We start from the raw sequence: 11,859 nt of genomic DNA on the forward strand, positions 1-11,859 counted from the left end.
GGGGAGAACTCCCGACCGTACGCGCCTTCCGGCCCGCCGGCGCCCCGGTCGCCCGACCCCGTGCGCGCGGGCCTGCGAGCATATGCACAGAGACGTTAACAGGTTCTCCGGTACGGCGAGGTAACGAAGCGGCACCGCCCGAACGTCCTCCGAAACGGGGTGCGGCGTTCACCACACCGGGGCCGATCTCCCTTAGGCTCAAATCCGTGCAGCCATACCCGAACCACTGGGAAGCCGACGTAGTACTCACCGACGGCGGGACGGCCCACATCCGCCCGATCACGCCCGACGACGGCGACCTGCTGCGCGCCTTCCACGCGCGCCTGTCGCCCGAGACCATCTACTACCGCTTCTTCGCGCCCTACCCCCGCCTGTCCGACCGCGACGTCAAGCGCTTCACCCACGTGGACTACGACGAGCGGGTCGGCCTGATCGCCACCATCTCCGGCGTGATGGTCGCCGTCGTGCGTTACGACAAGATCGGCGAGGACGAGGCCGAGGTGGCCTTCCTCGTCGAGGACGCCCACCAGGGGCGCGGCCTGGCCTCCGTCCTGCTGGAGCACATCGGCGCCGCCGCACGCGAGCGCGGGGTGCGCCGCTTCATCGCCGACGTGCTGCCGGAGAACCGGCGCATGATCAACGTCTTCCGGGAGGCGGGCTACACCGCCCAGCAGACCTTCGACGAGGGCGTCATCCGCCTCACCCTGGACCTGGAGCCCACCGACCACTCCGAAGAGGTCATGCGGGCCCGCGAGCAGCGCGCCGAGTCGCGCTCCATCGCGCGGCTGCTCTTCCCCGAGTCGGTCGCCGTCATCGGCGCCAGCCGCACCGCCCACACCGTCGGGCAGACCGCGCTGCGCAACCTCCTCGCCGGGGACTTCCAGGGGCCCGTCTACCCGGTGCACCCCGAGGCGCGCGCCGTCGCCGGGGTGCGCGCCTACCCGAGCGTGCTCGACATCCCCGACCCGGTCGACCTGGCCGTGGTGGCGGTGCGCGCCGACATGGTGGGCGACGTGGTCCGCGAGTGCGCCCGCAAGGGCGTGCACGGGCTGGTCGTGGTCACCTCCGGGTTCGGCGAGGTCGGCCCCGAGGGCAAGGCCCGCCAGGACGACCTGGTCACCACCGCGCGCGCGGAGGGCATGCGGGTGGTGGGCCCCAACGGCCTGGGGGTCGCCAACACCGACCCGGCCGTGTCGCTGAACGCGACCCTGTCGCCATACGTGCCGCCGCGTGGGCCCATCGGCTTCTTCTCCCAGTCCGGCGCGCTGGGGCGGGCCATCCTGCAGCGGGTCTCCGAGCGCGGCATCGGCTTGTCGACGTTCGTGTCGGCGGGCAACCGGGCCGACGTGTCCGGCAACGACCTGATCCAGTACTGGCAGGAGGACCCGGCGACCGAGGTCGTGCTGCAGTACCTGGAGTCGCTGGGCAACCCGCGCAAGTTCACCCGGCTGGCGCGGCGGCTGGCCCAGCACAAGCCGGTGGTGGCGGTGCGCAGCGGCGGCTCCTCGGGGGTGCCCACCGGGCACGCCGCGGGGGCGCTGTCGCTGCCCGACTACGCGGTGACCTCCCTGTTCGAGCAGGCCGGGGTGGTGCGCGTGGACGACATCACCCAGATGTTCGACGTCGCCCAGCTCTTCGCCTACCAGCCGCTCCCGGCCGGGCCGCGGGTGGCCATCCTCGGCAACTCCGACTCGCTGGGGCTGCTGGTCAAGGACGCGTGCGTGCGCGAGGGGCTCAAGCCGCACGACCCGGTCGACCTGGGCCCCAAGGCGACCGCCGAGGACTTCGACCAGGCCCTGTCCAAGGCGCTCGCCGACGACGCCGTGCACGCGGTCATCGTGGTGTTCATCCCGGCGCTGACGCCCATCTCCGACGATGTGGCGGCGGTGATGCGCTCCAAGGCGGCCACCTCCGGCAAGCCCATCCTCACCACCTACCTGGGGCACCAAGGGCTCCCCGAGGAGCTGCGGCAGGTCAACGAGAAGGGCGAGACCGCCCGCGGGTCGGTGCCCTCCTACCTCGCCCCCGAGGACGCGGTGCGCGCGCTGGCGCACGCCACCCGGTACGCGCTCTGGCGCGAGCGGGACCCGGGGCGCCACCCCGAGCTGGCCGACGTGGACGGCGCGCGCGCCCGCGCCGTCATCGACCGGGCGCTGGAGCGCGGCGGCGCCGAGGCGGCGCGGCCGGTGTGGTTCACCAGCGAGCCGGTGCACGGCGAGGAGTCGGCGGTGCCCCCCGAGACCGCCCGCGAGCTGCTGTCCTGCTACGGCATCGACGTCTGGCCCGACGTGCCGGTCTTCGACGCCGACGGGGCGGTCGCGGCCGCCGAGGAGCTGGGGTACCCGGTCGTGGTCAAGGCCAACGCCCCCGACCTGCGACTGCGCGCGGGCGGCACCGGCATCCGCGCCGACCTGCGCACCCCGGACGACGTGCGGGGGGCCTTCACCGCGCTGCACGGCCGCCTCGGCGACGAGGCGATGCTGGTGGTGCAGCGGATGGTGGTGCCCGGCGTGCCCACGGTGGTGCGGGCGGGGGACAACCCGTCGTTCGGCGCGGTGGTGGGGTTCGGCCTGGCCGACGTGACCGCCGAGCTGCTGGACGACCGGGCCTTCCGCCTGGCGCCGCTGACCCACGCCGACGCCAGCGACCTGGTCCACGCGGTCCGGGCGGCCCCGCTGCTGTTCGGCCTGCCCGCCGGGGCGACGACCCTGGCCGAGCAGCCGAACGTGGAGGCGCTGGAGGAGCTGCTCGTGCGGGTGTCCCGACTGGCGGACGCGTTCCCGGAGATCGGCCACATGGACCTGGACCCGGTGACGGTGAACGCCGAGGGGGCGCACGTCCTGGGGGCGAGGGTGTGGCTGCGCGAGGCCCCCGACATCCGCCCGGACTCGGGCCCGAGGAGGCTGCGCGGAGTGGCGTTCTAGGAGGCCGCAGGGCAGAGCCGGTACAGGGCGAGCCGGTACACGGCGGAAGCGGCGCGGGGCGGGCCGCCCGGACAGGGCGCCCGCCCCTCCGCCGCTCGGCGACCTGGATCGTTGCCGGGGACTGTGTGCCCCGGCCATCGGTCGTCGGCCACCGGCGACCGCTTGGCCGGGGCACCGGTCAGGCGGTCGTGCCGGGTCGCGGCGTAGGGCGCGCGGTGCCTTCGGCGCGCCCCGGGCCATGGGCCCCGGCGGTGCGCCCGGCACGGCGCTCCGCACACACCGGCCACGGGCGCCCCTCGCCGTGTCCGCGGCCGATACAGGGGTTCCCATCAACGATCCAGGGCGCGTTTCCCGGGCCAGGCCCTACTGCGCGGCGCCCGGGCACGGTCCTCGCCGTGTTCTCACCGGTCGACGGCGAGCAGGCCGACTCATCCCCGGGCCGCATGACCCCGCCGGTGCCCCGCTACGGACCTGATCCAGAAACACGCCCGACCGGCCCGCCGCCCCGCGGCCTTGGAGCCTCAGGCCGGTTCGGGCTGCGGTTCGGGTTCGGGCGGCACGGGGCCCGGTCCGGGGCCGGGCCCCGGTTCAGGGTCGGGGACAGGCGGCTCCGGCGGGACCGGGGCCGGGCCCGGCGGGGTCGGCCCCGGACCCGGCGGCGGCGGTTTCGGCAGCGGCGGGACCGTTCCACGGGGCGCGGAGCCGCGGGGAATCCGGAATCGGATGCGCGCAATCGCCTTCATGCCCCCGCCCGTACCCGCCCTACCGGTGCGCTACCCATGGGCGCCCGACCGCTCCCGGGTCGCCGCGACCGCGCCGACCAGGGTGCGATCTGTCTGCGGGAGAGGGCAGGATGGAGGTATGAGGAAAACGCGTGCCGTGTCCACCGACTGGCGCTCGGAGATCGAGCGCAGCGGGTACTACCCCGGCCTGGTGACCGACGCCGTCGCCGCCGCTCTCGGCAGTGAGAGCGCCGACGCCTTCGTCGTCCACCACGAGGCCACCTTCGATCCCGCGATGGAGATGCGGCGGCACATCACCGTCCTACTGCTCACCGCGACCCGGCTGGTGGTCTGCCACACCGACGAGCACCCGGCGACGGAGGGCGCCGACCGGCCCCAGGCGTCCACCACCACCGACGCCATCCGGCTCGACAACATCCAGTCGGTCGCCCTGACCCGGGTGGTCACCGACCCCGCCAACCACGTCGCCGGGACCCTGCCCGCCGAGCTGGTCCTGAACATCAGCCTGAGCGTGAACTGGGGCGCCGTCGCCCACGTGGACCTGGAGCCGGCCGCCTGCGCCGACGAGACCTGTGAGGCCGACCACGGCTACACCGGCGCCATCACCGCCGAACCCCTGACCCTCAGGGTCAGCCAGGCCGCCGACGGGCCGGAGGCGGTCGCCACCATGCTCAACTTCGCCTCGGTGCTGGCCGAGGCCGCCTCCGGCTGAGGCGGCCCATCACGGAGCCTGGAGGAAGCCCGTGACCACCCCCTTCGACGTCCCCGGCTACGGCACCGCGTCCCTGGCCGACCTGGCCCCGTCCGTGCTGGCATCGCTGGGGGTGGACGGCGAGCCCGACGTGCTCGGCCTGCCCCCGGCGCGCCGCGCCTGCGTGCTCCTGGTGGACGGGCTGGGCTGGGAGGCGCTGCTCGCCCACCGCGAGCGCGCCCCCTTCCTGTCGTCCCTGATCGGGGACGCCGCACCGATCACGGCGGGCTTCCCCACGACCACCGCGACCAGCCTGACCTCCTTCGGGACCGGGCTGGCGCCCGGGCATCACGGGGTCGTCGGCTACAAGGTCGCCGTGCCCGGCCAGGACACCGTCCTCAACCAGCTGCGCTGGGACGCCGACGTCGACCCGGAGTCCTGGCAGCCGTGCACCACCGTGTACCAGCGCGCCGAGCGCGCCGGGGTGGCGACCGGGTACGTGGCCGCCGGGTCCTACGAGGGCAGCGGGCTCAGCCGCGCCTCGGCCCGGGGCAGCCGCTACCTTCCCGCCAACGACATCACCGAACTGGCGGTGCGCGCGGGTGCGGCCATGTCCACGGGGGAGCGGTCGCTGGTCTTCGTCTACCACGCCGACCTGGACACCTACGGGCACATGTTCGGCATGGACTCCGACTACTGGCGGCTGCACCTGGGCCACGTCGACCGGCTGGCCGAGCAGGTCGCCGAGGCGCTCCCGCCGGACGCGGCGCTGTACGTGACGGCGGACCACGGCATGGTCGACACGGGCCCCAACTGCCGGATCGACGTGGAGGCCGACCCGGGGCTCACGCGCGGGGTGCGCGTGCTCGCGGGGGAGGCGCGCGTGCGGCAGGTGTACACCGTCCCGGGCGCGGCCGCGGACGTGCGGGACGCCTGGGCGGAGCGCCTGGAGGGGCGCGCCCGGGTGATGACCCGGGAGGAGGCGGTCGCGGCGGGCCTGTTCGGCCGGGTGGACGACGGGGTGCGCGAGCGCATCGGCGACGTGCTGGCGGTCGCCACGGGGTCGTGCGCGCTGGTGGCGCCCCGGGCGGAGCCGGTCGAGAGCGCACTGGTGGGCCAGCACGGTTCCCTGACGCCGGAGGAGCTGCGGGTGCCGCTGCTGACGTACACGACCATCGGCGAGTGACCCCGCCGGGCCGCGGCCCAGGGCACCGGAACGGGCGCGCGGTGCGGGGCTGGCGAGGTGCCGACCTGTGGTGAACGTCGGTCCCGTCGGAGGGCTCGGAGGGGCTGGCCCGGCGCCGCCGGGACAGGGCGCGCGGTCCGTCCGCCGTGCCCCCGCCGGACACATGCGTCGGCCTCCGGACCATCGGTGCCCACCGCCCACCGCACCGCTCCACCTCCTGTTCCACCGCCGCGCCCCCACACGGGCGGTGATCAAGGGTGGTGGCCGAGCGGCGGGTGGGCTAGATTGCGCCCCGTGGTTGATATCGGAGACACCGCGCCCGGGTTCTCCCTCCCGGACCAGAACGGGCGCGTGCGCGACCTGGACGGGCTGCTGGCACAGGGGCCCATCGCGCTGTTCTTCTACCCTGCGGCGATGACGCCCGGGTGCACGGCGGAGAGCTGCCACTTCCGCGACCTGTCGGAGGAGTTCGCCCGGATCGGTGCCGGATGCGCGGGGATCAGCGCGGACGCCGTCGAACGGCAGAGCGCCTTCGCCGGGATGCACGGGTTCGGCTTCCCCCTCCTCTCCGACGCGGACGGGACGGCGGCCCGCGCCTACGGCGTCCGGCGCGCCGCCCCCGGCCTGTCGGCGCTGGCGCCCACCCGCCGGTGCACCTTCGTCATCGGAACCGACCGCCGGGTCCTGCACGTCGTCAGGAGCGAGATCCGGATGAACGCCCACGCCGACGGGGCGCTGGCCGCGCTGCGCAAGGCGGGCGGCGCCGGGTCCGCGGGCCGATGACCGCAACGGAAGGAGACCCGATGGCCGAGGCCGACGGCGCACCGCCCGTACGGCGCGGCACCGACCGCGGGATCGCGACGATCACCCTGGACTCCGAGCGCAACCGCAACGCCCTGTCCGCGCCGCTGCGCACCGCCCTGCTCGCCGAGCTGCGGGCCGCGACGGCCGACGAGGACGTGCGCGCGGTCGTGCTGACCGGGGCGGGGACCGTGTTCTGCGCGGGCGCCGACCTCAAGGAGGTCGCCGAGCGACTGGCGGGGCGCGATCCCGGCCCGGGGGCGCCCGGCATGGGGGAGATCTTCTCCGCGATCATGGACGCCCCCAAGCCGGTGGTCGCCCGCTTGAACGGGACGGCGCGGGCTGGAGGGCTCGGCCTGGTCGCGGCGGCCGACATGGCGATCGCGCCGGAGGACACCGAGTTCGCCTTCACCGAGGTGCGCATCGGCCTGGTCCCCGCGGTGATCTCGGTCCCCGTCCGGCGGCGGCTGCACGACCGCGCCCTGAGCCGGTACCTGCTGACCGGCGAGGTGTTCGGCGCCCGCGAGGCGGTCGCGGCGGGGCTGCTGACCGAGGCGGTCCCGCGCGCCGGGCTGGACGAGGCCGTGGAGCGGATCGCCGACGGGATGCGCGCGGCCGCCCCCGGCGCGCTGGCGGGTGCGAAGGCGCTGCTGGCCGGGCAGGGGGCGGCGGACAGGGCGGCGGAGTTCGCCCGGATGACGGAACTGTCGGAGGGCTACTTCGCGGGGGAGGAGGCGGCCGAAGGCCGCAGCGCCTTCTTCGAGAAGCGCAGACCGCGGTGGGTGTTGTAATGGGAGACGTGACCTACTCAGGAGATACCAGGGTCGGCGGACCGGCCGACGTACGCGACCTGGCAGAACTGACCATCAGCAAGCTCGCCGTGGGGCGGATGGACAACAACGCCTACCTGCTGCGGTGCAAGCGGACCGGCGAGGCGGTGCTCATCGACGCCGCCGCGGAGGCGGACCGGATCGTGGACCTGGTCGGCGACGGCGGCCTGGCCCGAGTGATCACCACCCACCGGCACCCCGACCACTGGCAGGCCCTGGCCGAGGTGGTGGGGGTCACGGGGGCGCGCACGGTGGCCCACCCGAGCGACGGCGACGAGCTCCCGGTGTCGGTCGACGACCCGGTGGAGCACGGTGCCGGTGTCCCGGTGGGCGAGTGCACGCTGCGGGTCATCCACCTGCGCGGGCACACGCCGGGGTCGATCGCGCTGCGCTACGACGACCCCGACGGGGGGACGCACCTGTTCACCGGCGACAGCCTGTTCCCCGGCGGCGTGGGCAAGACGTGGTCGGAGGCGGACTTCCGGTCGCTGCTGGGCGACGTGGAGGAGCGCGTCTTCGCCGAGATGGACGACGAGACCTGGGTGTACCCGGGCCACGGTAAGGACACCACCCTGGGCGCCGAGCGCCCCCACCTGGACGAATGGCGGCAGCGGGGCTGGTGAGGCCCCGGCGCCGTCGGCACCGGCCGGGCGTCGTTCGCCCTGAGAGGGACGGGGTGCTCCCCTACAACGGCCCCGGAGCGAGACGAAGCCGAACCGGCGGACGCCGCCGGCCCTTCGGCGCTCCGGGGCTCCGGCGCACGTCGGCAGGGCTCCGGAGCACGGCGGCCGGGGGCTGCGGCGCGGTGGACACCAGGGCGCGTCTCCTGGATCGGGGCCGTGGAAGGCACCGGCGGCGTCACCCGGCCCGAATAGGGGCGGGTCAGCAGGCCGTCGACCGATGAGGACGCGGCGAGGACCGTGCCCGGGCGTCGCGTCATCGGGTCTGATCCGAGAGACGTGCCCCGAATCGTTGCTGGGGAATGTGTGCCCCGGTCATTGGTCGGAGACCACCGGCAGCCGCTTGGCCGGGGCACCGATCAGCCGGTCGTGCCGGATCGCGGGGCAAGGCGCGCAGCCCCTCCGGCGCACTCCCGGCCCATGCGCTCCGGCGGTGCACCCGGCACGGCGCTCCGACCCCGACCGGCCCTTCAGCGTCGGGACCACCGCCCTGGTCCGCTGGCGCACCCGGCCCGCACACACCGGCCACGGGCGCCCCTCGCCGTGTCCGCAGCCGATACAGGGCTTCCCATCAACGATCTAAGGGAGGGGGCGGCGGCCGAAGAAGCCGAGTTCGCTCCGGTGGTACCACCCGAGGGCGGTCTCCCCTTCGAGCCAGCACAGGCGCACGGACGCCCCGTCGAGCATGGCGGGGAAGTCGAGCAGGATCGGTGCCAGCCCTTTGACCTCGATGCCGTTGTCGGGAAACCAGGCCTGGAGTTCGCTGAAGCGCGCTTCCATCCCCTTGAGCTCGGCCCGCCCTCCGAGTGCCGAGTCCCCGGCGATCCGCAGGTCGGCGGCGAGTTCGGCCATGTCGGCGCGGAGCGCGACCAGCTCACCGGCGCGCTCCATGACCTCCGGCATGAGCGCGTGGACCTCGTCGAGGGTGAACTCCCGATGCTCTGGGGCGTCGTCGTTCTCGTAGCTCATCGGTCGACCTCCGGGAAACCCCCGCGTTCACGCGGGAAGGAAACGGACTCCTGCGGAGCAGGGCGGGACACGGCGGTCCGCCACCGGGCGGATCGCGGTCCCGCCCGATGGCCCCAGTCTGTACCATCCGAACCCCCGCCCGGGGCCACGAGGACGGCGTCGGCCGGAGGCGACCCGCCACCAGGCCGGGCGCCGGTCAGGATGCCGACGCAGGGGCAGTGCCGCCCAACTCCGCGACGACCGTACCGACCTGCTCGGACGGAGATGCCGCGGACGTGGTCGCGAAGGCGCGGTCCGCCTCCGAGGCCAGGTCCGCTGGGGTGGTGGAGCTTCCGCCGACTACGACCGCCTTCGGAGGGCGTCCCCCGGCCGCGCGCCGAAGGGCGGGGCCCAGGTCAGGGCTTCAAAGGCGGTCCGGTCTTCCCCCAGAACCGGAACCAGTGGGCTGACCTGGTGGCGTCCGCTGGAGTGGTGGATTTCTCGGCGGCCGCGGCCGCCCTGGCCGGTCGGTCTTCGGCCACCCGCCGACAGGCCGGGGCGCCGGTCATGGCACCGGCACCGAGGCGGGCCGCCCCTGGGCCGTGACGCCCGCGCCGACCTGGTCGGACGGAAATGACACCACTCCAGCGGACGTGACCGCTGACCCGGCTGGACGGAAGTTCCGTGCACGTGGCCCGGGCCGCGGCGGCCGCGGCCGCCGGAAGTTGTGCGGACGTCACCGCCTCCGAAGATTCGCGGTCCGCTTGAAAGCCGGTGGGGGAGGGCCTTCCACGGTCGGTCCCGTTCACTGTCGCCGCGTTGCGGCCGCTGGCCGGATTCGCCCCGCCCCGGAGGCGCAGCTCGGCGGGCGCGGGCCGATCGAAACGACCTGATCGGTCCGCGCCCGCCGTGGGTTCACCGGGTCAGCCCGCGCCCATGCACAGGAAGCCGTGTTCCGCCAAGTGGTCGGCCACCGCCCTGGCCGGGGGCGTTCCCGCCGCCACGGCCGCGTAGAACGCCCCCATCGGCCCCTTCACCTCCCTGTCCTGCACCGGTACCGCCGAGGCCACCACGGTCCCGGCCCCGCGCGACAGCAGAGCCGTTCCCATCCCCAGCGGCGCGCCGGACGGTGCCGGGGTCGACATCCCCAGCCAGCACGCCGACAGCACCGCCAAGCGCGGCGCCCGCGGGAGCATCTCCGCGTCGTAGGCGAACAGCGGCCCGTCTTTGAAGAGGAGCGCCGCAAGCATCGGTGTCGCCGGTGCCATCCCTCCGTGCCCGATCAGGTGGGCCACCCGCGCCCCGGGCAGGCTCGCGCGCAGCTCGGCCACGGTGGCCTCCGGCCCCTTCAACACCCGTGTCTCCACCCCGGCCCGCTGCAGGATCTCCCGCACCCGTCCGGCCTCGGCGGCCGCGCCCGGAACCCCCGGGCCNGCCGGTCCCGCGGCCTCCGCCCACCCTGCCGCCGCTTCGGCATCCAGCCATGAACGGGCGGAGGGAACCACGCACACCTCCCGGCCGCGCAGCGTGGGCAGCCGCCCCCAGGGAAGCTCTTGGGCCACCGGCGCGGGGCACACCACCACCGGTCGGTCGCTCAGAGCCTCCGCGAGCGGCCCCAGCAGCATCCGGTCCAGCAGGCGCGCCGACATCGCCGCGCCCCGGCTCTCCTCCACACCCCGCAGGGCCCCCATGCGCACGTCGAACGCGAACTTCGCGCATTCCCTGGCGACGTGCGCCGCAGGGGCCAGGACGTGCGCCTCCGCCCGGCCGTCGGCCACCACCACCGCCGCGCAGTCCCCGTCCACGACGGCGTAGGAGACCAGCGCCCGCCCGCCGAGCCGGTCGCGCAGCTCCTCCAGGACGCGGGCGCCGCGCGGTGGCGCGGACCGGCACCGGTGCAATTGCGCGGCCGCCAGCCGGGCCGACCAGTGCCCGATCTCCGAGTGCGCCGCGTCGTCCCCCTCCTCGGCCCGCCGGTAGGCGTCGCGCAGCCGCTCCAGCAGCCCCGCCCACGCCCGGTCCCGGCAGGCCGCGGCGCCCCGGCCGGACCGGCCGTACTCCAGCCAGGCCAGCAGGTCCTCCCCGCGCCCCTCCGCCAGGGCCCGGCGCGCGCCCTCGGCGGCGATCGCGCGTTCACGCGGCCGCGTGTGCCCGGCCGCCTCGGCGTGGCCGGGGCGGTCCGCCGCCAGCCGGTGCAGCGCCGCGGCGTGTCGGCCCGCGTCCACCAGCGCGGCAGCGGCGGCCTGGTCGCGGGTGGGACGGACGGCCCCGGCGGCCCCGGTCGGCGCGTAGACCGCGCACCGCGCGGCGGTGCGGCGGCGGACTCCCGCCGACGGCGTCGGCGCCGACAGGCAGCGGGCCGACCACGCGACCGTCCCGGCCAGGTGCGCCCACAGCGAGTCGGGGGCGAACCGGGCGCGCACCCGGCGCGCCTGGGCGAGGGCGGCCTGCCGGTCCCCGCGGGCCAGCCGGTGCTTGGCGTCGACGAGCAGGGCCGCCGCCTCACCCAGCAGCGGACCGGCCGCGCCGGGGCCTCCGAAGGACTCCAGCCGCAGCCGCGCCTCCTCGGGCAGGCCCGCGGCGAGGAGCGCGTCGGCGCCGTCGATCAGCAGGGCGACGCGCCGGGAGCGGGTGGACCCCGCGGAGGCCTCGGTGAACAGGCGGAGGGCCTCGGCGGTGTCGCCGCGCCGGGACTCCAGGCAGCCGAGGTTCTGCAGGATCGCGGCGCGCAGGTAGCCCAGGCGCCGTGCGTCCGCCAGGGCCAGGGCGCGGGAGAGGTCGTCGGCGGCCTCGGCGAGCCGGTCGGCGTAGACCAGGGCGAGTCCGCGGTTGGCGAGCAGGGCGGGCAGCAGCCGCTCGGGGGTCCGCGGGCCGACCCGTTCGAGCGCGGCGTCGAGGGCGACGACGGCGCGGGGGATATGGCCCCTCTGCGCGTCGGCGACGCCGCACCGGAGGAGGGCGGCGGCCGGGTCGGGGCGCCGGTCGAGCGCGGGCCCGGACAGTCCGGGCCCTCCGCGGAGGGCGCGAATGGCCAGCCGGGCCTGGCGGGGGCGGGG

At 75.6% G+C, this 11,859-nt stretch carries 8 protein-coding genes; 6 read left to right on the top strand and 2 right to left on the bottom strand.

The genetic code is table 11. From position 1 onward, the window contains the following. Positions 1–206 precede the first annotated feature (206 nt). From D476_RS0111735 to D476_RS0111760, 6 genes are all read left to right on the top strand, one after another. Entirely contained in the window at positions 207–2,924 is a 2,718-nt protein-coding gene (locus D476_RS0111735) for a bifunctional acetate--CoA ligase family protein/GNAT family N-acetyltransferase (protein ID WP_017624146.1), read from the top strand. Positions 2,925–3,785: 861 nt separating this feature from the next. Continuing rightward, entirely contained in the window at positions 3,786–4,379 is a 594-nt protein-coding gene (locus D476_RS0111740; RefSeq protein ID WP_239648681.1) for a DUF5998 family protein, read from the top strand. 31 nt (positions 4,380–4,410) lie between these two features. Next, positions 4,411–5,544, top strand: a complete 1,134-nt coding sequence (locus D476_RS0111745) for an alkaline phosphatase family protein (RefSeq protein WP_017624148.1) — start codon at positions 4,411–4,413, stop codon at positions 5,542–5,544. 294 nt (positions 5,545–5,838) lie between these two features. Continuing rightward, positions 5,839–6,327: a peroxiredoxin gene (locus D476_RS0111750; protein ID WP_017624149.1), complete on the top strand. Its 489-nt coding sequence runs from the start codon at positions 5,839–5,841 to the stop codon at positions 6,325–6,327. Between the two features lie 20 nt (positions 6,328–6,347). Then, positions 6,348–7,136 (top strand): enoyl-CoA hydratase-related protein, encoded by a 789-nt coding sequence (locus tag D476_RS0111755; RefSeq protein WP_017624150.1) that lies wholly within the window; start codon positions 6,348–6,350, stop codon positions 7,134–7,136. 8 nt (positions 7,137–7,144) lie between these two features. Next, a complete protein-coding gene (locus D476_RS0111760) occupies positions 7,145–7,798 on the top strand; it encodes an MBL fold metallo-hydrolase (protein WP_026123430.1) in 654 nt (217 codons plus the stop codon). Positions 7,799–8,434: 636 nt separating this feature from the next. Here the strand turns inward: D476_RS0111760 and D476_RS0111765 are convergent. After that, positions 8,435–8,824 carry a DUF2203 domain-containing protein gene (locus tag D476_RS0111765; protein WP_017624152.1) on the bottom strand — a complete coding sequence of 130 codons (390 nt, stop codon included), beginning with the start codon at positions 8,822–8,824 and terminating at the stop codon, positions 8,435–8,437. A 902-nt stretch (positions 8,825–9,726) separates the two neighbouring features. Next, positions 9,727–10,494 (bottom strand): CHAT domain-containing protein, encoded by a 768-nt coding sequence (locus tag D476_RS40075; protein WP_394296929.1) that lies wholly within the window; start codon positions 10,492–10,494, stop codon positions 9,727–9,729. Between the last annotated feature and the right edge of the window lie 1,365 nt (positions 10,495–11,859).

This window comes from Nocardiopsis chromatogenes YIM 90109 (genome assembly GCF_000341185.1).
In the GTDB taxonomy this organism is placed as follows: Bacteria; Actinomycetota; Actinomycetes; order Streptosporangiales; family Streptosporangiaceae; genus Nocardiopsis_A; species Nocardiopsis_A chromatogenes.